This is a genomic window from Methanocalculus pumilus (assembly GCF_055382585.1).
Window position 1 is genome coordinate 1,743,526 of sequence record NZ_AP042393.1, and the last position, 21,234, is coordinate 1,764,759.

The window sequence follows — 21,234 nt, forward strand, 5'->3', positions numbered from 1 at the left end:
GGATATAGGAAAGGTTCTAAGGAGGGGGAGCTTACCCCCGCCGCCTCACCCGTACCGACTCTGCATGCCCATAGAGCCCTTCTGCCTCGGCGAGCGCCTCCACCACATCGCCGATCGCCGCAAGCCCCTCTTCAGTCAGGATCTGGACCTGGCTGCGGGTGCAGAAGTGGTGGACATCAAGCCCGGAGTGAACCCTCGCATACCCTGCTGTCGGGAGGACATGGTTTGTCCCTGATGCATAATCCCCGCAGGCAACCGGCGTCCAGGGCCCGACAAAGATCGAGCCTGCATGCCCGACCTCCTGAAGGAGTGCCATCGGGTCAGCCACCTGGAGCGAGAGGTGCTCAGGCGCAATCTCATTCATCATCCGGACTGCTTCACCCCGGGAGGATGCAATCACATACCCGGACTGCGTGAGGGCTTCTTCGATGATCTCCCGCCTTGGGGAAGACGCAACCATCCGGGCGATCTCTTCCCCGACACGCTCAGCAAGCCCCGCATCAGTCGTCACAAGCACACTTGCCGAGTGGGGGTCGTGCTCTGCCTGGGCGAGGACATCGGCTGCGATATAGGAGGGATCAGCAGTCATATCGGCAATGATCCCGATCTCAGACGGTCCTGCGGGAAAATCGATCTCGGCACGATCCCGGAGGATCATCTTCGCCGCAGTCACATAGACATTCCCCGGCCCCACGATCTTATCGACCGGCCGGATCGTCTCTGTCCCGATAGCCATTGCCGCAATCGCCTGGGCACCACCAACCCGGTAGCATTCCGTCACCCCGGCGATATCCATCGCAACAAGTGTCAGCGGATCGGCCGGGGGCGGGGTGCAGCAGCAGATCTCTGGTACCCCGGCAACCCTTGCAGGGACAGCCGTCATCAGGACTGTTGAGGGATAAGCCGCCCTTCCGCCGGGCACATAGCAGCCGACCCGGTCAAGAGGGCGTGTCCGGACACCGAGGGTGATGCCCGGCTCAACCTCCTCAAGCCAGAGGGAACGGGACTTCTGGAGTTCATGGAACCGAGTGATCCTGGCTTCTGCTTCACAGAGTGCTTCAACGAGGCGTTCATCCACCTCTTCGTACGCCTCTTCAATTTCCTCGGGAAGGATTCGTGGGGTATCCAGCCTGATCCGATCAAACCGCTCGGTCAGATCAAGAAGGGCGGAATCACCATCCGTCTCGATCTGATCGACGATATCCCGGACAGCACCCAGAACCCCGGAAATATCACCCCGACGCTTCTCCTTCCAGCCGGAAATGTCACATTGATTCCACATACGTACCTATACACCCGGAGATCCATTGAATCTTTCCAAATACAGACAATCCCAGAGAAATAGATACTCATTTTATATAGTCGGAAGTTAAAAAGTGCCCATGGTGAAGAAATGAGTGATCTCCTGCTGAGCCTCTCCGCCTATGTCGCCATCGGGGCTCTTGCTTTTGGCATAGGACTTATCGGAGGATACATCGCTCTCTCCAGGTATTATACGAAGAGATTTCTTATCGTTGGGAAGGAATGTTCAGACAAAGATTCTCTCATTCCCCTCCTTGACGAAATTGAACGTGAATCATAAGGTGTTGTATGGTTACCCTCAGCGGCTATAGTCTGATAGTCATCGTCTCGCTCTGTTTTGGACTGATCGTCAGTTTTCAGCTGGCCCATATCCAGTATGTCAGGTACCTAATCAGGCTTGCAAAACGATCAATTCTGAGCGGAACTCTTGCTCCCGTCTTTTCAGAGCTGGAGCAGCGTGGCGGTGAGATATAAGGGATCAGGGATGTATCAGGGAGCATAACCCCGCCTGTTATCTAACAGGAGCAACCAATACGTACCTGATGGAATGCACAGTGCTTGCAAGCGGGAGCAGTGGCAACTGCATCTACGTCAGCAACGGCACAAGCGCCCTCATCATCGATGCGGGCATCGCAAAAAGGGATATCATCACCAGAATAACCGAATCGGGCGGAGACCCGGCAATCGTCGGGGGGATCCTCCTCACCCACGAACATACCGATCATGTCCGGAGTGCCAATGCCCTCGCCCGTGCTCTCTCCCTCCCCCTGATCGCAACCGGCGGGACACTTGCGGCATTCTCCTCGACACGGCAGCAGATCAAAAAACCTCCACCCCATATCGCCTGCCGGTACAATACCCCCCTGACAGTCGGGGCATTCGAGGTCACCCCTTTTGCCGTCTCCCACGATGCAACCGAACCATGCGGCTATTCCATACGATCAGATGACCTTAAGCTCTCAATCATGACCGATACGGGGACAGTCACCCCCCGAATGATGGAGCTTCTTGCAGAGAGCGATGGAATTGTCCTTGAATCAAATCACTGCCCGAAGATGCTTGAGGAAGGGCCCTATCCTGAATATTTGAAGCGACGGATCAGGGGGAAAAAGGGGCATCTCTCAAACAAAATGGCAGCAGAATGTCTCACCGAGCTGCACGGCTCAGTCTCCACCGTCATCCTCTCGCATCTGAGTGAAGTGAACAACTCCCCCTTAGTTGCCTTCGCCTCATCACAGGAGGCGCTTGGCCTCGATATGACCTATACCGATCTCCGGGTGGCATCTCCCGGAATCGACTGTTCCTGCCTCTCCCGGCCGATACGGATTCATTGAGACAGGATAGAGGTAGAAAAATGCTCCATTCGATTCTACATCTTTCCAACAGGAGAGGGCTGGATCCGGCGTATTGAGACGGTTGCACCGATGATCATGCCGGAGTGATCCCGGAATGGCTCGACGCTGATCCGAACCGGCATTCTCACACAATCACGCCTGAGAAGGATACAATCCATCTCCACAGGCTCCCTGGCACCACCTGCAACAACTGAACGGAGCTGTTTTGCGATTGCATCTTTGGAATGGCCTTCAAGCGAAAGAATTGCAGATAGCGGCTGGTTCTCGGCATCTTTCTGCGTCCATCCGATCATCTCTTCTGCCGCATAGTTGATCAGCCTGACATGGAGACCCGAATCAATGCTGATGAGGCCATCCGGCATCCGGGGTTGGGCAGTATAGCTGCCGGCAACTTCTGAGACGAGTGCATCTTCGACCCACTTCTTCTCTACCATATCAATATAATGAAGTGTCTGTTCAAGCCGGGCATTCACTTTTCGAAGCTCCAGTGTCCGTTCGGCAACAAGTTCTTCGAGGTGTTCGCGGTGTCGGCGAAGCTCCTCTTCAGTCCGGACGCGATCGCTGATATCCCGGAATATCAGCACTGACCCTGTGAGATGTTCCTTCTCATCCATAATCGGGGTTGCAGTATACTCAACAAAACGCCGTGTACCATCCAAAGAGACAAGAACCATCAGCTGATCTGAATAGACTGCTCTTTGATCCCTGAGTGCCTGTAGAACAGGATCAGCACCCCGGTTTCCGGCACCGTTCTCAATCCTGAAGACAGCGCCTGAAGGGCTCCCAGCCGCCTGTTCCTCGCCGACGCCGGTGAGGCTGGATGCAACCGGGTTCATAAACCTCACAACCCCCCCGGTATCAGTTGCGATAACCCCCTCACCCATGCTCTGCATCGTTGTCTTCAGCCACCGCTCGCTCGCCCGAAGCCTCCTCTCCATCGAGGATTTATACACTGCTATCTCGATGGCGATCTGCAGATCACGTTCCATGAACGGCTTGAGGATATACCCATACGGCTCGGTCACCTTTGCCCGCGAGATCGTTCCCTCTTCAGAATATGCCGTCAGGTACACAACAGGGATCTCCAGTTCCTCCCTGATGATCGCTGCTGCTTCGATCCCATCCATCGTACCTTTCAGGACGATATCCATCAGTACAATATCCGGAGGATGCAGACGGATCTCTTCTATTGCTTCCTCTGCATAGCCGGATATCCCGGCAACAGAATACCCCATCTTCAGAAGACGGGCCTTTAAATCCATTGCGACGATAGATTCATCCTCGACGATCCAAACACTGGTTTCTGCCATCTCTTCACTCCCTCTCTTTGTATTTTAATGGATTGAAGACAATCCGAAACTCAGTTCCTTTACCTGTTTTCAGCTCAAGCGTTCCATCCAGCTGTGTCACCAGGGAAGAGACGAGGAGGAGGCCAAGCGATTGGATCTTCTCGATCCTGATGCCTTTTGGCATCCCGATGCCATCGTCCCTGATAGCAAGAGTATAGCTTCCATTCTCATTTGGGTGCATGGAGATCATAATCGTCCCTTCACGCTCATCAGGGAATGCATGCCTGAATGCATTTGAAACCAGTTCATTGAGCAGAAGCCCGAGGGGGACCGAGGTATCCGGGTTCAATACCACATCATGGATATCAAACTGCACGGCCACATTCTGTGCATTGGCGCCATATTCCCTCCGAAGACTCTGGGTGATCCGGGTTGTATATTCAGAAAAGTCGATCATCCCGAGTTCCTTTGACCGGTAGAGATGTTCATAGATATAGGCAAGTGCCCGGACCCTGTTCTGGCTGTCAGTCATATAGCCGAGGATCTTCGGATCGCTCACAAACTGGGACTGGAGCTGGAGGAGACTTGAGATCACCTGGAGATTGTTCTTCACCCGGTGATGGACCTCGCGGAGCAGCACCTCCTTCTCGGCAAGCGCCTCTTCCATCAGGAGGTTTGATGAGGACATATCTGAGACCTTTGATATGGAGAGCAGGATATATTCACGATAGTCAAGGTTGATTGCACGTGGCCTGATCAGGTATTCGGCACTTATCCCTGAAGCATCGCGGAGCATCTGAGTGAAGCCGTCCCTCTCCTCCATGACCGCATTCCGTATCTTCTGTTCAAAAACCCCTCGTGAGGTCTGGGAAGATGCGCCGGTCTGAAGAACCGCAGAGAGAGGAAGGGAGAGATCAAGGCCACTCCTGCACCCTAGAATTTTTGAGAGGGATGAGTTAATCGCAACAACAGTTCCTGTCCTCTTTTCAAGGACAAGCATCCCACAGGGAGAACGCAAAAAAACCTGAATACTTAGATCATCATGCATAGGTCACTCTTCTCCAATCTTTAATACGCTCATTGCAAATCTGTCAACTATTGGCAGTAGTGCCTGCATACCCCTCTTCTGACGAACTGGATCGCCAGAGAAGACATCCTCTTCAAGGTATGTGAAGAGATCCATAATATAACCAATGCGGGGATACGATGCCGAGAAACGCTGCCTTGTCCCCACAGCTCCTTCGTGATTTCTCCGGAGTATCTCAAATATATACTCGATGAGATGGATGAGATAGAGAGGAATACCCCGGACGATCGCCTGCTTTTTAAACCGGTAGAATATCTCCGCCTTTCCGGTGATAGTTGCCAGCTTCAGGCCATAATATGCCGGCTCCATTCCATCCGGCATCACCCGGATCATCCTCTGGAGGATCACTGCTGCGGATTCGAGCGATTCCCTCTCAAGCGCCCCATGGAATGCACGCCGCAGAAACCTGATATCATCAGGAAACGAGGTGAGTGCGTCTGTCAAAACCGAATCATATCGGCGGGCATCGCCATCTCTCTCAGCTTTTAATAAAGCAATCTCAGGGAACCATTCATCATGGGGGAACCATTCCCGTGCCAGCTCATAGACATCCCAGAAGAGGGACGAGAGGAGATCATTCTCATCTTCTGTGAGGAGGGGGTGTGAGGCGAGAGGCGGACGGTGTTCGCTCATCGCTATTAACTGCTCCCTTGCAGATAGGAGAGGATCAGATTGCTGGCGATCCGTTTCTCCCTCCTCACGGCCCGTCTGAATATAACAATAGGCAATGGCCGATCCAATCAGCGGATCGATGAACCGGTACTTCTTCAGGAGAAGAACGGCATTGCGGTACAGCCCTCTCCTGATGGAATGCAGGCCGGAGACGAGATCAAGGCCACCTCTCCCGCCATTACGTTTATATTCTGCAAGGATGGCACCGAGTTCCTGATCGAAAGCCGGATCATTCATCCGGGAACTGTTCCTGAAGATCTCACAGGCGATCTCATCCAGAAAAAAATTATAATCGGGATCGGGGAGCCGTCCATCTCCTTCTTCAAGAGCAGAGACGACATGGGTGAAGAAGAGTGGGAGAGAGCGATCTATTGCATCACTGTTTTCCCGGATATACAGACGGAAGCGTTCTCTGATCTGGCCTGGATCATCATGCGGCATCAGATCCAATACAGTGCCCACTCCCATACAAGAGAGATCGCATCACTCAGGTATATGACTATTGCTCTCTGGCCGGATCATGACCCGGAGCCAACCGGCTCTCAAACCGCCGGTAACGATCCTCAATCTGGGCGAGGGTCTCAATCTCATCCATCCGCTTATCATCACGTATCCTTATAAACCGGGGGAATCGAAGGGCATATCCGGAATCATAATTTGTGCTCTTCTGGATCTCCGAGTATCCTACCTCAAAGATGATCCCGGGTTCAAAGGAAACCTCCTTACCAGTTGTACTGATCACCCGGTCTTTGAAGAGATCGTGAAGGAGGGCGAGCGTCTCGTCATTGATACCGGTCGCAACACGGCTCACCGGGAGGAGACTTCCATCATCATCCTGGCAGGCGAGGAGGAAAGAGCCAAAATGGTGGGCACGCCGCCCTTCGCCCCATTCACCCCCGATCACAGCCAGATCGATCGTCTCGACTTCTGGTTTGCATTTCACCCAGTGCTTCCCCCGGTTGCCAGGGATATAGGGGGAGCCTGGCACTTTCAGCATAATTCCCTCGTGCCCCTCCCCAAGTGCCGTATGATAGAATTTCAGGAGCTCCCCAGGATCAGATGATCGGATCTGTGGAGCGATACACCCGCTCATTACGTCTTCGAGATGTATGCGCCGCTCTGAAAGGGGGAGATCGATCAGCCCTTCGCCATCACGGTAGAGGATATCGAAGACGAAGGGGATCATCTGTATCTGATCCACATGGGCAGAGACATCATGTTTCCTCCGTATCCGCCTGAGCACCGTCTGGAATGGCATCGGCCTCCCATCCCTGATGGCAACCACCTCGCCATCAAGGATTACATCGCCTGAGATGACATTTGAGAGCTGATCGGCAATATCAGGAAGCGCAGCGGTCAGATCTTCGAGTCTCCGGGAGTAGATGGCAACACGGTCTCCTCTCCGGTGGAACTGGAACCGGCTCCCATCATATTTGTACTCCGCACAGACCTCACCTGTGCCTGCAACCATCTCCGGAATCGATCCCGTCTGGGCGAGCATCATCTTCACAGGCCTGAAGAGCTCGATCTTCACGTTCAGGAGGGCATCCGGATCAACAGACGCGATCCTTGCCACCTCACCGAGATCATTCATCACCTGATGTGCCCTGTTCACAGAATCGGGGCTCACAAGGAAGGCGATCGCAATCGCATCCCGGACACTTCCTTCCCCGACACCAATCCTGAGCTCCTCAAGCATCAGGCGGGTGAGATACCGGCCTTCAAGTGGCGATGCATTCGAATACAGGAGCTTTGCATTCCTCAGTTTCTCCTTCTGTGACTTTGCACCGGAAGTATCGGCCATCCTCAGAAATGTCGCATAGACATCGCCAAGGGTGAGCTCTTCGGCAAAGAGACTCATCTGAGTCTTCTCTTTCAGAAGGAATTCAACAGCTGTCCCGGCGTCTCCGGTCCGGTTGACAAGAGCGATCACGTCACTCCGTTTCCAGCCCGCCACATAAGCAACCGCATCATAGAGGAGATTTGGCCCGATCCCAAGATGTGCAGAGCTCCAGTCTGGAAAGATCAGGCCGCGGATGAACCTGACAAAAATTGGAAGATCATCCGGTGCAAGGCCGGGGAGGATATCTGCGATTGTATCCCGCATCTCAAGACGGCTTGCGAGCGATTCTATCTTCTCACATAAGAGGGCAAACTCGGAAAAGAGCATTTAATCAGATATACCTCTTCCCTGATCGTGAATGAAGGTATTGTTTTGTTCTCAAAACCATTTTTAGAAAAAGTCGGCAAATGTCCGTTGGGATCGGAGATCCCGGATCAGATCCGATCGGCTCCGCCAGAATGATGAGCCAAGCAGTGCCGTGACCATCGCCTCCCCTGAATGGAGATCGGGACAGGGGATGGCAGGAGATTTCAGTGCAGCCCTGGTTGCCTCCCGGATCACCCAGGTACCAAGGGGTGCCCAGTAATCCCCGGAAATATCCCGGACCACCACCACCCGGGCTGTTCTGCCAATGCTTTCCAGATGCTCGAGAACGGCAAGGCGGGCTGAGTAATAGGCGCCCGCAATCGGAGAATACCCCTGTTTCTTCTTCTTCTCTCCATCGACTACAACCACATCTTCATCTCCACCCCAGAGGGAGTTGCTCTGCCATCGCTCGATCATCTCAAACCTAAAGTCCGGGGAAGGGATGAAGAGGAGAACAATCCTGTTGCCATAGAGGAGAGCAGAGTGGACGAGGATATCCTGAAGGGGTACCAGCCGGCAAACCCGCTTCCTGAGATCTTTTGAGATCATATCGTCAACGGCTGTGATCGCCCACCGGGTAGGCACAAACTTCCGTTTTGAGCCAAGAAGCCCTGCTGTGAGGAGGCTTGTGATCCGGTAAACATCTATTCCATCCTGAAAGAGGGCGGATGCCGCCTCGGTTGCCCGTACATCAGTATCCGATGTGTACCGATCAACGGCAGGCTCCACCACGGCATTATCAAGAACAGAGACTTTTGAGAGTCTTCCCGAGAGGCCGATCGGCGCCACGGTCCCGTCAAACGAGAGATCATAGCGGATCGGTTTTTCAAACCTCGCCTCGACATCAAGGGGCCTGCTTGAGAGAGCGACCTCCTGCGCTTTCTCAAGGACAGTTTTGACTGGCTGTGAACCCCGGATCGTCCTCGACCTGATACCGACGATCTCCTCCATACCAAGGCCGCGGGTGATCCAGTCGGTTGGTGTGTCAGACTCACGGAGGAGGAGCGGTCCTCCGACGACACGGGGGTACCCGCTGCTTCCGATGAAGATGGATGGAGATGGGCCCATATATTCTGACTGCGGCTTCTCATTCGTCAGTGCATAGAACCGTTGCATGATCGGGCATTTCGGGAGGCCGCAGAGCCCCTTCCCCTTGCATTCCGCACACCGCATCATCGGAGATCCCTCACCAAGCGGATGGAACCGGAAAATTGTTCAAGGAGGAAAGTAACAAGTTCATCCCAGCATACCTGATCCCCCTGTGGGAGGGATGCAGCAATCTCGCGGCCAATCTGATCGTCGGTGCCGGAGATTGTACGGACAATAACAGATCCGGGAGCATAGGCTTCTGGAACAATGCTATCTCCATCTCCGTCGGTGATCCCAAAGACCGGTATTCCAAGGACTGCTCCGATATGGCCGCAGACTGCGGTGGTGTCATCCCCGATTGCGAGAATACCACATGTATCCGGGGTGATCATCCTGTACGTGGCGATCCCCGCATGATCGATCGTCTGCACCCTGCCGCAGGGGGGAGAGGTTCGCCTGATATTTGCGGGTGTAGCAGTCCTGATCCAGCCACTCTTGCACCATGCCCGGTCAAGGGGAGGGCAGCCGATGGCGTTAAGCTTCTCGATCCCATGGAGCTTCAGGCGTATGCCGCTGATCGGCATGATGATGCCATCTTTCCTGGAGATGACCGCCTCTTCCGCAGTCGCATACCCGATCGTGATCCCTTCAACCATCACCGGCTCACCAGGAATGCAGCCGCAGATCCTCCGGATATCCGGTTGATCGTCCCGTGACGAGTTCAACATAACGAGACGGTACCCGATCTGATCGCAGATCCCCTCTGCAATTGCCCGATCCCCATTATTCCAGAGGTAACAGATCTGATCCGAACACTCGATATGGATCAGTCCACCCCTGACTCGCGAGGCGACGATCTCTCCAAACCGCCTCCCCGAGGCGGGCGTCTTCCCCCGATTAACCAGCATACTAACACCCTCCATCCCATTGATAACAACAGATGGAGGGGCATCGGCATAGGTTACCGGCAGACCGCTTGCAGCAGCTGCTGTCCTCCCCATCACTCCGGCAACAATAGACCGCTCTGGGAGGAGCGCGTGGTAGATCCGGGCTGCATCCCCTTCATCAAAGACAAAAGGGCCATGAAAGATACAGGTTGCCTGCAGGGATTGCATCTGGAGAAGTATCGCCCTGAAAAGAGATAGGATCTTGGTTAGGTATTACACATTTTATGAAAAGTATTAACTAATACAAGGTTTAACACTCTTTCGTCCTATCAGGACACACCATCCAGACCGGGCGCGTCAATTCATGGCACGTCCCACACCTTGGCAGAGGGAGAGACCGCTTACCCGACTGTTCCGGCATCTCCCCATCATCAGCATGTACGCACCCGGTACCGCCTCTTTTTCCCACAACTGTTTTGTGTCCCTGATGATACATAGAGATCGAGAGATCAGGGAGGCTCCACAGATGACAGTCGATACACTCAGGAAGTTTGTGATGCCGGAGGTGATCTTCGGGGAGGGGGCACGGATGCAGGCAGTCCACTATCTCGATAATCTCGGGGTTGCCCATGTTCTCATCGTTACGGATCCCGGAGTTGTCCGGGCAGGATGGGTAGCAGAGATTGCATCAGCCGCTGAATCTATCGGGATATCTTCCACTATTTTCAGCCATGTCTCTGAGAATCCCCGCACCACAGAGGTGGATGAAGGCACAGCAATGTACCGAAAAAACGGCTGTGATGGAATTCTGGCAATCGGCGGGGGCAGCCCGATGGATTGTGCAAAAGGAATCGCCATACTCTCAACAAATGGCGGCATAATTCAGCAGTATGAAGGGGTAGACCAGATCCACCATATGGGCCCCCCACTCATCTGCATCCCTTCGACCGCAGGTAGTTCTGCCGATGTGTCACAGTTTGCTATCATAAGCGAGGAGGAGAAGGCACGGAAATTCGGGATCATCAGCAAGACGATCATACCGGATGTCTCCCTTATCGATCCCGATCTCCTGTCGACACTGCCTCAGAAGTTCATTGGATACTGCGGCTTTGATGCCCTCACCCATGCGATCGAGGCATATGTATCAACCGGCAGCTCAAACCTGACCGACCTCCATGCGCTTGAGGCGATACGCATGATCGCTGCTGCGCTGCCCGTTGCATACAGGGAGAGGAGCAACAGTGAGGCGCTCCACCAGATGATGCTTGGAAGCCTTCATGCAGGACTTGCCTTCTCTAACGCCAGCCTCGGGCTTGTTCATGCGATGGCTCATCCAATCAGCGGACTCTATGATCTCCCGCATGGCGAGACCAACTCCCTCCTTCTACCGGTGGTTATCCGCTATAATTATCCATCCGCACAGGAGCGGTACAATACCATCGGCAGGATACTCGGTGCATCTGAAGATGATATCCGGAAGAATGGTGCAGAGGCGATCATAGGTGTGGTGCGCGAACTTGCCGAAAAGGTTGGAATCAAAGGAACCCTCGGTGAGCGGGGGGTGCTCAAAGAGGATATCAGTGTACTCTCCGAATATGCAATGGTGGATGGATGCATCGTCACAAACCCGCACCTGCCAACGGTTGAGGAGGTTATGCAACTCTATGAAGCGGCGCTCTGAAAATACGCGGGAAGAACAGCTCAGGCTCCGTGAGAAGATCCTCGGGCTGGGGGAGACCTCCTTTCGAAAGAGTTATTATCCGGAGTTGCGGGTCCGGCTCCTTGAGCTTGAGCGGTTCCGGTTCATCCTGGACCAGGTAAGTGTCGGGATCATGATCATCGATCCGAGATCCGATGTTATCGTGGATCTGAATGAAGAGACCTGCCGCCTCCTGAACAAAAAACTGAAAGAACTCCGGGGTATGCATCTTGCCGACTGCCTGAATGACGCTTCTCTCCTGCTACCGGAGGCCGATGACGGAAAAGTACTCATCAAGGATCTCCAGTCATCCAATGGAGAGTCGACAACACTTGAAATAACAATGCACCATGCGAGCTTTGGTGAAGAACCGTACCGGATCGCGATCATCCGCGACATTACCAGACAACGTGCAGCAGAAGAGGCAATAATCCGGACAAAAGACATGTTCGAGTCGGTGATCAGGATCAGCGCCGTACAGGATGCGGGGGAGGAGGAGATCCTCTCTGCAACACTCAGTGAGGCAGCAAAACTCACAGAGAGCACCCATGCCTACTGTGCCATCCTATCTCCTGATGAGAGCTTCTTCAAAATCTCCTCATCTTCAGATGATATCCCTGCAACAGCAAGGCTCTCTCCGGCAGACAGGGGCGGGCCATGGGAAGAGGTGATCAAAAAGAGAGTGCCGCTCATCGGTGGGAAGTGTGGCGGCATCTGCCTCCCAATCTTTGAAAGGGACCGTGTTGTGGCGATCATCACCCTCAGGGGAAAGCCACGTTTGTATGATGAGTTTGATCTCCGGGTTGCAACATATCTGGGCGAGGCACTCTGGCAGATTGTCCTCAGGTACAGGGCCGAGGAGAATCTCAGGCAGCTGAATGAGGAGCTTGAGAGACGGGTAATGGAGCGGACACGCGAGCTTGCAAACCTGAATAGTGAGCTTGAGGCCTTCACCTACTCGGTATCCCATGACCTGCGGGCGCCACTCAGGAGCATCAATGGATTTTCTCTCGCGATCCAGGAGGATTATGGAGATGAACTATCAGGCGAGGCTGTTGAATATCTTGGACGGATTCGATCGGCATCAGAGAGGATGGGGACCCTGATCGATGATCTCCTCCACCTATCAAGGATATCGAGGGCAGAACTCCACCGTAAGGAATTCTCGCTCTCCGAACTTGCACACGAGGTAATTGAAGAGATTATGGAGCAGGAACCTCGTGAAAACGTTAAGGTTGAGATTGAAGACGGGATGGTCGTCTCAGCAGACCGGGGGCTTATGCGGAGCGTCCTCTCAAATCTCTTCTCAAATGCATGGAAATTCACCAGTAAGAAAGAGAAGACAGAGATACACTTCTGCTCAGAGAAGAGAGGAGATATCACAACCTATTACATCTCCGATAATGGAGAAGGCTTTGATATGGCATATGAAAAGCGCCTTTTTCTCCCCTTCTCCCGGCTCCACACAACAGATGAGTTCCCGGGAACCGGGATCGGCCTTGCGACAACAGCAAGGATCATTTCAAAACATGAAGGTACAATCCATGCAGAAGGAATACCCGGTCAGGGTGCCACCTTTTATTTCACTCTCGGTTCAAAAGAAAGAGCAGGAGTGTTGCAGTGATCTCAAAAGGCACCATTCTACTTGTTGAGGATAACAGGGATGACGAGCTTCTGACCCTGAGGGCTTTTCAAAAAAACAGGATTGTAAACCCAATCGCAGCTGTCCATGACGGGCAAGAGGCTCTTGACTATCTTTTTGCCTCAGGTTCATATGCGGAACGGGACAAGGACGATCTCCCGGTGATCATCCTCCTTGATCTCAAACTCCCAAAAGTCAACGGGCTTGAGGTGCTCAGGGAGATCCGTAGCAACGAGAGGACGCGTGTGATCCCTGTGATCATCCTCACCACCTCAGCTGAGGATGAGGATGTTATCGGAAGCTATGCACGTGGCGCAAACAGCTATATCCGAAAGCCAGTTGACTTCACCGAGTTTGTCGAAGCAGTCCGAACCCTTGGAAACTACTGGCTGCTTCTGAACACAAACCCACAATCGAGGATATAGATGATGGATGCGAAACTTCGGGTGCTAATCGCTGAAGACACCGAGGATGATGCGCTCCTTCTCATCAGGGCACTCAGAAAAGGTGGATATACCCCGGATACCGTCAGGGTATGGAATGCAAAAACATTATCTGAAGCGCTTTCAAGGGGTGAGTGGGATATCATCCTCTCGGATTACCATATGCCGGGATTTGGAGGAGACCAGCTGATCCAAATTGTCAGGGATCAGGGAATAGAGACTCCAATCATCATCGTCTCCGGTGCCATCGGCGAAGAGGCGGCGGTTGAACTGGTGAAATCCGGAGCCCAGGATTACGTGATGAAGGACAATCTCATCCGTCTTGTTCCATCGATATCCCGTGCATTAAAAGAGGCTGAGGATCGGAAGGAGAGGAGGCGTGCAGAAGAGGCACTGAAAGAGTCCGAAGAGCGTTACCGGAACCTTATTCTGCAGATATCCGAGGGAATTATCATCTTCGACCATAGAACGGGTAAAATCATCGAATCTAACGAGAAGATATCGGAGATCTTTGGCTATACAGAAGACGAGATCCATTCCATGACCATCGATGAGCTCATACGAGGATGCATTAAAAGAGATGCGGGACACTGGGTCATCCCTGAAAATACCGGGCTTGTTGAAGGAAGAATACACCAGAAAGACGGGGATAAGAGAGATATTGAAGTGAGTCTCAGCCGTATTTCCCTCAAAGAAAACCCGGATGCGGCATCTGCGGTGATACGGGATATCACAGATAAAAAAGAGGCAGAACGTACCCAGATACAGGCATTAATTCAGATTGACCGGAATATCGAGCAGTTTGCAATCCTGGCGGATAATATCAGAAACCCGCTCCAGGTGATCGTCGGCTATTCCGCCCTCTCAACCGACGAGCACACAACTGAGATCGTGGAACAGGTAGACAGGATTAATGAGATCATTAAACAGCTCGATCAGGGATGGATCGACTCGGATAATGTCCGGAGGTTCTTACGGAGGAACTACAGTATCGGCAGTTTTGAGAAACCCGACTATATCACTCAATGAGGAGGAGGGCGACCGATCGGATCTCTCCATGCTCTATCTTTCCATATTCATATCCTGCACAGGGGATCGGCTGAATATCCCATCCCACCTTTTTTGCCGTGGCAAAGACATCCATCCCGACAGATTCCATACTCGGCCGGACACGATCCATCTTCCTGCATGATCTCCTGATACTCTCATCAATCGGGCCCTCCCATTCCTCTGCAACACATTCATCACAGAAGATGCAGGGATATGCCCCAAATCCAAATGCCTTGTAATAGCCATCATAAAATGCCATCTTCTCAAGCATCCAGACCGTATCCCAGATCCAGAGGATCATCTCCCGGTAGAAGGGATGGAAATCAAGTGGTATATCTTCTGGATGGATCGTTGGATGGGCGGGATCACCATCAAACCTGAGGAGGAGCGCAGTCCTGTATCCATGGAGAATACGCCGTATCTCTTCGGGATTCGGGGTATATGGCGGACAGCTCAGGTGCTTGCCGTACCCTTTGCACCCGAACCTGCACTTCATCCGAACCCAGTCTGAAACAACGATATCCTCAGCCGGGATAACTGCCGGAAGAACACCCTTATCTTCTGCAAATGATGAGAGGAGCGCAATCTCATCGTCAAGGCTTCGTACTGCCATCTCACTTCACCTGAGGTGGACTTTGCTGAAAAGATGATAAAGATTGTTATGGTATCCGCTCGTCTCCCGAGGGCACATACCCACGCATGAGCATGGCACGGTCAATGATCCGCCGTGATGAACAGAATTCACAGGTCCGGAATTCAGATACACGGACAACCCGGATATCCAGCCCCTGATTCTTCAGCTCTTCTTCAAGGGTCTCCGGGTCAAACCGCTGGTTGAATCCGATGGTGATGATATCGGGCTGAATCTCCCAAATAGGCCTGAACTTATCAGTCAGATCCCCAAGAACAGCATGGTCGACCGGCTTTAAACCAAGCACCATGGTAAGCCGCTGATCCTCGGGTATGATCGGCTTTGGCTTATGTTTCACATTCTGTTCGCGCGCAACAATCACATGGAGTTCATCGCCGAGGGCCCGGGATTCTTCCAGATAGAAGAGGTGGCCCGGATGGATGATATCAAAGGTGCCGGTGGCAACAACACGTGTCAGTCAGATCACCTCGAGGCTTCTCTCTGATCCGTCGCGGGAGAATGCCCGCCAGTCATCGGGCCCATACGGGTATCCGATGATCAGGTGGCATGAGCCAAAGCGGGGGAAGAACCCGATATCAGCATCTGAAGGTGAAATAACACCATTTGGATGGCTATGTGCACTTCCTGAAAAGGACATCCCAAGGGGGATCATATCGGTGAGGACCGAGGCGCTCCGCTCATCAAGGCGGGTGCCTGGGAGGAGGTTTATGCCCGATAAAACCCCGTTATCCGCTTCAAGAAGGGCAACGAACTCAAGCGGGTGCTGGCTCTTTGCCATCTCAAGGAGTGTCAAGAGCGTATCGCTGCTGATGGCACGGATCGTCATCTTCCTAGTATTTTCTCACCTGAGACTAAGAAAGCTTTGAAGAAATCAGTGGTTTTTTTTCACATCAGGTTAAAATGAATCTCTAATGAATGCAGATGATCGGGAGAAGAGGTGGCAGGAGAGGCAGTTTCTGATAGATGGCATGGCCATCACCTATTCTTTTCAGGTAAACCGGCGGAGGAAATACCCGTGCATCATCGCAAAAGAGAGTGGAAAGCTCCTCCTGGAAGCTCCCGCCCCTATGACAGAGAAGGCAGTCAAACGGTTTTTGAAGGCAAACGAAAGCTGGATCATCTCAGTATTTCAGAAACATGATGACGCCGGCATATTCCGAAATGGCACCGCCACAATTGACGGAGAAGAGATACCCTATTACATCACTATCAACAGAAAGAGGAAGAGGATCGCCATCACTATCCGGGATGATCTCGGAATCGAGATCCGATCCCCGGTCCCGATCACCCCGGAAGAGGCCATACGATCGATCGAAGATGTATCGGCATGGATCAGGAAGATCCGTTCGAAGAAGATGGTCTGGCGTGAGAATATGCTCTCCAGGCAGTATTCAAATGGTGAGATGATCCCATTCCAGGGGAGGTTGCTTACGATCCGCCACACCGGTTCATGCGGGGCGCTCTCTGCATCTATTCGGGGAGATGAGCTCTGGATCGCGCTTCCAGACGGAATCAAGACAGATGAGTCACTTACTCGGATCAGGGAATCGGTGATGGAATGCTATGCAAAAGAGATCCGACCTGTTGCAGAGGAGATTGCTTCCCGCACAGCAGAGGCGATTGGTGTCGCATGCCCTCTGGTGCGGTTTGGATACCAGAAACGGCGGTTTGGATCCTGCACCCCGAGGAACGGTATCATCATCAATCTCAAAGTAGCGATGGCTCCACCGCAATACCTTGAATATACGATCATCCATGAAGTCTGCCATCTGGTGGAGAGAAACCATCAGCAGGGATTCTGGGATCTTGTTGAATCCCAGCTCCCATCATATAAGGAGCTTCACGATCAGCTCCAGAAGGAAGGGATGCAGTACTGCTTCTGAGTGAGGGCAGATGGTCCGTATGAGGGGGCACCCCTAGAAGAACCGGCGCCTCGCACCCTCTTTCGATCTGTTCATCCCCGGCAGGGCTTCAATAGTCTCCCTGATCTCCGGCAGTCTCCGTTGCACAAAATTCCAGACGAGCCTGAGATCGGTTCCATAGCAGGGTGAGATCATGCCGGGAAGTGCACTCAGTGCATCCCAGGGAACAGATGGCGATGCTTCCTTATACTCATCTGGGATGCAGGAGCTGAGGATCCCAATCGTCCGGATATGAGAGAGAACTGCGTTACTGGTCTTTGCATCCGAGAGAAAAACTTCGTAAATGATCCCACGGCAGAAGAGTTCTATATCAGTGATCGATCTGATGATCTCCTTCTGGAAGAGGAGAACCTGCGCACCTGTCAGGGGTTCTGCCTGCATAATACAGGGAGTAAGTTGATCCCGCAAGCCTTTGAGGGAGATAAGAACAATCTTCTGACCCGCTCTCTTCTCAATAAAACAGCTCAGTGCAGACATATCAAGAAGATCCCGATCCTCTGAGAAGGCGGCAATCACATGGAGCGCATCGTCTCCTGGGAGAGGCGGGGTGAAGACACCAAGTTGCGTTACCCCGAATGAAGCGGCCATCTCAACCTTTAATCCTTTCAGGAGTGAGACAACCTCCTTTCTCGACCGCACCTATTCCTGCCCCCGGCTATTCATATCACTATTTTCAGACGATACGACTATTTAGGCTCACCTATTTCTTCCCCATATCCTGAAGGAACCGGCTCTTATGGATATCGGGAAAAGGAGAAAAAGACGATTTCATCTCTTTTTTTCGCCGCTTTTCCCTCATTCTGGAGAGGGAGAAGATCATGCGGATGGATGTTATGGTAAAGAAGATCAGAAGCGCTATTGCTGCTGTCAGGAGGAGATAGACGATGAGATCAGGATTATATGAGAGAACCATACAAGTATGGTAACCTCACAGTCCGCCCATATAGCTTTTTCCGGGCGGCAAGGCAGAGCCGCCTGATCTTCTGCTCACTGCGGCAGGCGGCTGATCCTCCATGCATACCTTGTCAGGAGGAGTGAGAGGAGAAGGGCGAGTGCCATGACACCCAGGAGCAGGAGCCAGTGCGCAGACCCTATTGTCCCTACTGCAAGCCTTACAATGAGGTTCAGCGGATTGTAGGGGAATGACATTGCGATGATGATCAGGACGACAACCGCTGTTGAGAAGATGAACTGTGCACTCGTCCTCTCCCGATAATGAAGCGCACAGAAGGCGCCGATAATGATCAGGATCATCGATCCCGCCACCACATGGAGCAGGATCTCAAGCGGGTGCTGCACCACGATCCCGTTTGCTGCAAGGAGAAGAAGCCATGCCGCAGACTGGATCGGCACGATCGCAATGCAGGCGAGGATCTTGCCCCAGAGCATCTCGCCATAGGTGACAGGTGTCGAGAGAAGGGTCTCAAGCGTCCCTGCCTGATACTCTTCTGTGATGAGATCGATGATGAGTGCGGCAGATATGATCGCGGGCATGAAGACGAGAAGCGGGATTAAGAGGCCAAATACAAACTCAAAGTAGTTTGAACGTCCCCCGGAATCGGGGAAGTTCAGCCGGATTGGATTCATGGTGAGACGATCAGATCTCTCGTTCCTGAGTTCTTCTTCATAGACGAGGAATGCTTCCTTCATCTTCACTTCAACGATTGCTGACTGGATATCGTTCTGGAGCATGTAAAGGGTAACAAGAACGGGGCCTTCGGCATCCGGCGGGGTATCCGGGACAAAGACCACTGCCTGGAGCTGGCGTTCTTTCAGCGAAGCAATGGCAACATCCAGATCCATTCTGTAGACACTAAGATCCCGCCGATCATCGATGATCGAATAGAGCTCTCCCTCAGGTCCGACATACCCGATCCCATATTCAACACCCTGGTATCCGGCAAGAGCATCAGGATCGTACATCGTCGTCAGTCCGACCATCAGGAAGGACGAGAAGAGTGCGATGAAGAGCTGGAGGAGGATCGCAAAGACGATCGTCTTCTCGGCATAGATTCCGCCGAGTTCTTTCTTTGTTACTATCAGGACATTCCGGCTCTTCATAGTGGGATCACCCCGATGACGGTGAGGTTATAGAAGACATGGATGAGTGTGGCAAGAATGATACCGGGAATATACCAGCGGAACCCCCCGGCTTTCAGGGCGACTGCGACGACTGCAAGACAGCCTGCATGGAGGAGGAACGGCATCCAGAGGAGCTGGAGGGAGAGGAACATAACACTCCCAAAGATCGATTCTGTCACCTGTGTAATTGTTGCAAAAAGGAGGAGCTTCTCTCCGACAAGAAAACCGAGCGCAGTTCCGGCAGAGCCGAATATGACAAGCCGCCAGGTGAGACCGCCGGGGAGGATTTTTGCCAGTGCATATATTCCAACCGATTTTGCCACCTCTTCTGTCACCGCCGCATATCCGATCAGGAGGAGGAGGGAGAGCGGCATCGGGAGGTTGAAGAAGAGGACAAGCCCCATCAGCTGCACCATAAAGACGAACGGGATGACGAGTCCGCCGAGGAGAGAGACGGAGAGGATCGGGTACGTCTTTGATATTCCCGCAGAGATGAACTCGATCGTCCGCGGGATGAGACGGTGGAGGGAGAAGAGCCGCTCTTCAGTGAAGTTCACAGCACCGGCATAGAGCAGGATGATGCTTGTGAGGTAGAAGAGGCTCGTTGAATAGAGATAATCCATCAGGGTAAACGAGTCTCCCTGGATCTCAAGGACGATCAGGGTAAGCGGTGAGATGAGTGAGACGACATGGACATTGGCGAAGATGCTTGGGAAGAAGAGATATGATGTGGCGATCGTTGAGAAGAAGATCGAGAGGAAGGAGAGCTCCTTGAAACTGCGTGCGAGCATCCCGATGACAAGTGCGCTTGCGAGGAAGAAGAAGATCACCGGAATCAGCGGGAGGATAGTGTTTATGGGGAGGGAACTGATCACGATGAGGATGAATGAGATTGCGAGCATCATCACAAAATAGGGGAGCGCCTTTCCGATGATGATGGCAGAGGGGTGGTATGGTGCTGAAAGGAGGATCTCGCCCCGCCGTTCGATCCGCTCGTTCATGATGCTCATCATGAAGAACTGCGAGGTGAAGTAGAGGGGGAAGATGAAGACGAAGATCAGGATGATCGAGTCAAAGGGGAGCGGGGGTGCGAGCTGGTCCGGGGTTCTGAATGATCCGGATCCGGATTCCTGGCCGATCACCTGTGAATACCGGCTGATAGTATCATCCTGTGCCGCCGTCCGTGAGATCTCAGCCCTCAGCTGGTCCGGTTCATAGGGAACAGACACTTCAGGTGTTTCAACGGGAACGACAGGGCCGGTTGGTTCAGGCGCCTCTCTCTGCGGAACCGGAGAGATTCGCTGGCCGCTCTGGGTTGCAGAAAAGTCGATGGTACTCCTCTCATATATCCGGTTGATCCAGAGCGGATATGCTGCATAGAGATCCGGTTCCTGCACATTTATGGAGGCAGAATAACCTTCGAAGACCTGTTCGAGCGAGGTGAGTGCGGCACGCCCCTTCTCGGTATCCTGGACATAGACCTCACTGCCCAGGATGATTATATCATAGGAGAGCCGGGTGTTCAGAAGAGATGCAGGTGAATCGATGAAGACAATGAACCTTCCATCTTCTGCGATCACCTCGCCGGCAGGCAGGTTATCTGTACCAAGCCGGTAGATACCGTCCTGTATATGAAGGCCGCTCTGTGCTGTCAGTCCGGATGCAGCAACCAGGAGGATAAAGAGGATGATTGCAGCAGGCAGTACCCCCCGCCCCATCGTCGAGAGGGTGCGCAGAAGCTCCCATCGCGCCACAACATGGATCTGCCGGAGATACCCCACACTCATGCACGCCTACATAGGACATTTCTTCTATAAAATAGTCGTTATCGGGGATAGAGGGAAGTATGCCCGG

General features: G+C 52.9%; 22 protein-coding genes. 8 read left to right on the forward strand and 14 right to left on the reverse strand.

The window, feature by feature from the left end:
• Positions 1-31: 31 nt before the first annotated feature.
• Positions 32-1,282 (reverse strand): histidinol dehydrogenase, encoded by a 1,251-nt coding sequence (hisD, locus tag ACZ44I_RS09220; RefSeq protein ID WP_464550577.1) that lies wholly within the window; start codon positions 1,280-1,282, stop codon positions 32-34.
• Between the two features lie 111 nt (positions 1,283-1,393).
• Here hisD and ACZ44I_RS09225 point away from each other — a divergent pair, with 111 nt between their 5' ends.
• The 3 genes from ACZ44I_RS09225 to ACZ44I_RS09235 all read left to right on the forward strand — a co-directional run bounded on the left by ACZ44I_RS09225 (position 1,394) and on the right by ACZ44I_RS09235 (position 2,636).
• The gene (locus ACZ44I_RS09225) at positions 1,394-1,582 is read left to right on the forward strand and encodes a hypothetical protein (protein ID WP_464550575.1); all 189 of its coding nucleotides are present in this window, start codon (positions 1,394-1,396) and stop codon (positions 1,580-1,582) included.
• Positions 1,583-1,590: 8 nt separating this feature from the next.
• Positions 1,591-1,776 (forward strand): hypothetical protein, encoded by a 186-nt coding sequence (locus ACZ44I_RS09230; RefSeq protein WP_464550573.1) that lies wholly within the window; start codon positions 1,591-1,593, stop codon positions 1,774-1,776.
• 68 nt (positions 1,777-1,844) lie between these two features.
• Entirely contained in the window at positions 1,845-2,636 is a 792-nt protein-coding gene (locus ACZ44I_RS09235) for an MBL fold metallo-hydrolase (protein WP_464550571.1), read from the forward strand.
• 35 nt (positions 2,637-2,671) lie between these two features.
• Here ACZ44I_RS09235 and ACZ44I_RS09240 read toward each other — a convergent pair whose 3' ends face one another.
• The 6 genes from ACZ44I_RS09240 to ACZ44I_RS09265 form a co-directional block, all read right to left on the reverse strand.
• The gene (locus tag ACZ44I_RS09240; RefSeq protein ID WP_464550569.1) at positions 2,672-3,967 is read right to left on the reverse strand and encodes a PAS domain S-box protein; all 1,296 of its coding nucleotides are present in this window, start codon (positions 3,965-3,967) and stop codon (positions 2,672-2,674) included.
• A gap of 4 nt (positions 3,968-3,971) precedes the next feature.
• Positions 3,972-4,964 carry a sensor histidine kinase gene (locus ACZ44I_RS09245; protein ID WP_464550567.1) on the reverse strand — a complete coding sequence of 331 codons (993 nt, stop codon included), beginning with the start codon at positions 4,962-4,964 and terminating at the stop codon, positions 3,972-3,974.
• Between the two features lie 33 nt (positions 4,965-4,997).
• Positions 4,998-6,173, reverse strand: coding sequence for a hypothetical protein (locus ACZ44I_RS09250; protein ID WP_464550565.1), 1,176 nt, complete (start codon positions 6,171-6,173; stop codon positions 4,998-5,000).
• Positions 6,174-6,204: 31 nt separating this feature from the next.
• Positions 6,205-7,875: an ATP-dependent DNA ligase gene (locus tag ACZ44I_RS09255; RefSeq protein ID WP_464550563.1), complete on the reverse strand. Its 1,671-nt coding sequence runs from the start codon at positions 7,873-7,875 to the stop codon at positions 6,205-6,207.
• A 63-nt stretch (positions 7,876-7,938) separates the two neighbouring features.
• Positions 7,939-9,090: a hypothetical protein gene (locus ACZ44I_RS09260; RefSeq protein WP_464550561.1), complete on the reverse strand. Its 1,152-nt coding sequence runs from the start codon at positions 9,088-9,090 to the stop codon at positions 7,939-7,941.
• Positions 9,087-10,118, reverse strand: coding sequence for a DUF2117 domain-containing protein (locus ACZ44I_RS09265; protein ID WP_464550559.1), 1,032 nt, complete (start codon positions 10,116-10,118; stop codon positions 9,087-9,089). Before ACZ44I_RS09265 ends, ACZ44I_RS09260 begins: the two co-directional genes overlap by 4 nt.
• A 298-nt stretch (positions 10,119-10,416) precedes the next feature.
• On the opposite strand from ACZ44I_RS09265, the gene ACZ44I_RS09270 reads away from it, so the two are divergent.
• From ACZ44I_RS09270 to ACZ44I_RS09285, 4 genes are read left to right on the forward strand one after another with little or no spacing between them, the layout of a single operon-like run.
• Positions 10,417-11,571: an iron-containing alcohol dehydrogenase gene (locus tag ACZ44I_RS09270; RefSeq protein WP_464550557.1), complete on the forward strand. Its 1,155-nt coding sequence runs from the start codon at positions 10,417-10,419 to the stop codon at positions 11,569-11,571.
• Positions 11,555-13,213 (forward strand): sensor histidine kinase, encoded by a 1,659-nt coding sequence (locus tag ACZ44I_RS09275; protein ID WP_464550555.1) that lies wholly within the window; start codon positions 11,555-11,557, stop codon positions 13,211-13,213. Before ACZ44I_RS09270 ends, ACZ44I_RS09275 begins: the two co-directional genes overlap by 17 nt.
• A complete protein-coding gene (locus tag ACZ44I_RS09280) occupies positions 13,210-13,656 on the forward strand; it encodes a response regulator (protein ID WP_464550553.1) in 447 nt (148 codons plus the stop codon). The genes ACZ44I_RS09275 and ACZ44I_RS09280 overlap by 4 nt, the downstream gene beginning before the upstream one ends.
• On the forward strand, positions 13,657-14,703 hold the full coding sequence (locus ACZ44I_RS09285; protein ID WP_464550551.1) for a PAS domain S-box protein: 1,047 nt from the start codon (positions 13,657-13,659) through the stop codon (positions 14,701-14,703).
• Here ACZ44I_RS09285 and ACZ44I_RS09290 read toward each other — a convergent pair.
• Genes ACZ44I_RS09290 through ACZ44I_RS09300 form a run of 3 tightly spaced genes read right to left on the reverse strand, consistent with a single transcriptional unit; the run spans position 14,693 to position 16,202 of the window.
• Positions 14,693-15,337, reverse strand: coding sequence for a DUF2284 domain-containing protein (locus tag ACZ44I_RS09290; RefSeq protein WP_464550549.1), 645 nt, complete (start codon positions 15,335-15,337; stop codon positions 14,693-14,695). The genes ACZ44I_RS09285 and ACZ44I_RS09290 overlap by 11 nt on opposite strands.
• A gap of 46 nt (positions 15,338-15,383) precedes the next feature.
• A complete protein-coding gene (locus tag ACZ44I_RS09295) occupies positions 15,384-15,833 on the reverse strand; it encodes an FAD synthase family protein (protein ID WP_464551625.1) in 450 nt (149 codons plus the stop codon).
• Positions 15,834-16,202 carry a Mov34/MPN/PAD-1 family protein gene (locus ACZ44I_RS09300; RefSeq protein WP_464550547.1) on the reverse strand — a complete coding sequence of 123 codons (369 nt, stop codon included), beginning with the start codon at positions 16,200-16,202 and terminating at the stop codon, positions 15,834-15,836.
• Positions 16,203-16,287: 85 nt separating this feature from the next.
• Between ACZ44I_RS09300 and ACZ44I_RS09305 the strand changes: the two genes are divergently transcribed.
• The gene (locus ACZ44I_RS09305; protein WP_464550545.1) at positions 16,288-17,259 is read left to right on the forward strand and encodes a M48 family metallopeptidase; all 972 of its coding nucleotides are present in this window, start codon (positions 16,288-16,290) and stop codon (positions 17,257-17,259) included.
• 33 nt (positions 17,260-17,292) lie between these two features.
• Here ACZ44I_RS09305 and ACZ44I_RS09310 read toward each other — a convergent pair whose 3' ends face one another.
• From ACZ44I_RS09310 to ACZ44I_RS09325, 4 genes are all read right to left on the reverse strand, one after another.
• The gene (locus ACZ44I_RS09310; RefSeq protein ID WP_464550543.1) at positions 17,293-17,937 is read right to left on the reverse strand and encodes a HepT-like ribonuclease domain-containing protein; all 645 of its coding nucleotides are present in this window, start codon (positions 17,935-17,937) and stop codon (positions 17,293-17,295) included.
• A gap of 61 nt (positions 17,938-17,998) precedes the next feature.
• Positions 17,999-18,211 (reverse strand): hypothetical protein, encoded by a 213-nt coding sequence (locus ACZ44I_RS09315; protein ID WP_464550541.1) that lies wholly within the window; start codon positions 18,209-18,211, stop codon positions 17,999-18,001.
• A gap of 74 nt (positions 18,212-18,285) precedes the next feature.
• Complete coding sequence (locus ACZ44I_RS09320) at positions 18,286-19,359, reverse strand: ABC transporter permease (protein WP_464550539.1); 1,074 nt, start codon at positions 19,357-19,359, stop codon at positions 18,286-18,288.
• Positions 19,356-21,167, reverse strand: coding sequence for an ABC transporter permease family protein (locus ACZ44I_RS09325; RefSeq protein WP_464550537.1), 1,812 nt, complete (start codon positions 21,165-21,167; stop codon positions 19,356-19,358). The genes ACZ44I_RS09320 and ACZ44I_RS09325 overlap by 4 nt, the downstream gene beginning before the upstream one ends.
• Between the last annotated feature and the right edge of the window lie 67 nt (positions 21,168-21,234).

Coding starts and splice junctions, on each gene's coding strand:
- hisD (WP_464550577.1), bottom strand. CDS start 1,282: ATGTGGAATCAATGTGACATTTCCGGCTGGAAGGAGAAGCGTCGGGGT.
- ACZ44I_RS09225 (WP_464550575.1), top strand. CDS start 1,394: ATGAGTGATCTCCTGCTGAGCCTCTCCGCCTATGTCGCCATCGGGGCT.
- ACZ44I_RS09230 (WP_464550573.1), top strand. CDS start 1,591: ATGGTTACCCTCAGCGGCTATAGTCTGATAGTCATCGTCTCGCTCTGT.
- ACZ44I_RS09235 (WP_464550571.1), top strand. CDS start 1,845: ATGGAATGCACAGTGCTTGCAAGCGGGAGCAGTGGCAACTGCATCTAC.
- ACZ44I_RS09240 (WP_464550569.1), bottom strand. CDS start 3,967: ATGGCAGAAACCAGTGTTTGGATCGTCGAGGATGAATCTATCGTCGCA.
- ACZ44I_RS09250 (WP_464550565.1), bottom strand. CDS start 6,173: ATGGGAGTGGGCACTGTATTGGATCTGATGCCGCATGATGATCCAGGC.
- ACZ44I_RS09255 (WP_464550563.1), bottom strand. CDS start 7,875: ATGCTCTTTTCCGAGTTTGCCCTCTTATGTGAGAAGATAGAATCGCTC.
- ACZ44I_RS09260 (WP_464550561.1), bottom strand. CDS start 9,090: ATGATGCGGTGTGCGGAATGCAAGGGGAAGGGGCTCTGCGGCCTCCCG.
- ACZ44I_RS09265 (WP_464550559.1), bottom strand. CDS start 10,118: ATGCAATCCCTGCAGGCAACCTGTATCTTTCATGGCCCTTTTGTCTTT.
- ACZ44I_RS09270 (WP_464550557.1), top strand. CDS start 10,417: ATGACAGTCGATACACTCAGGAAGTTTGTGATGCCGGAGGTGATCTTC.
- ACZ44I_RS09275 (WP_464550555.1), top strand. CDS start 11,555: ATGAAGCGGCGCTCTGAAAATACGCGGGAAGAACAGCTCAGGCTCCGT.
- ACZ44I_RS09285 (WP_464550551.1), top strand. CDS start 13,657: ATGATGGATGCGAAACTTCGGGTGCTAATCGCTGAAGACACCGAGGAT.
- ACZ44I_RS09290 (WP_464550549.1), bottom strand. CDS start 15,337: ATGGCAGTACGAAGCCTTGACGATGAGATTGCGCTCCTCTCATCATTT.
- ACZ44I_RS09300 (WP_464550547.1), bottom strand. CDS start 16,202: ATGACGATCCGTGCCATCAGCAGCGATACGCTCTTGACACTCCTTGAG.
- ACZ44I_RS09305 (WP_464550545.1), top strand. CDS start 16,288: ATGAATGCAGATGATCGGGAGAAGAGGTGGCAGGAGAGGCAGTTTCTG.
- ACZ44I_RS09315 (WP_464550541.1), bottom strand. CDS start 18,211: ATGGTTCTCTCATATAATCCTGATCTCATCGTCTATCTCCTCCTGACA.
- ACZ44I_RS09320 (WP_464550539.1), bottom strand. CDS start 19,359: ATGAAGAGCCGGAATGTCCTGATAGTAACAAAGAAAGAACTCGGCGGA.
- ACZ44I_RS09325 (WP_464550537.1), bottom strand. CDS start 21,167: ATGAGTGTGGGGTATCTCCGGCAGATCCATGTTGTGGCGCGATGGGAG.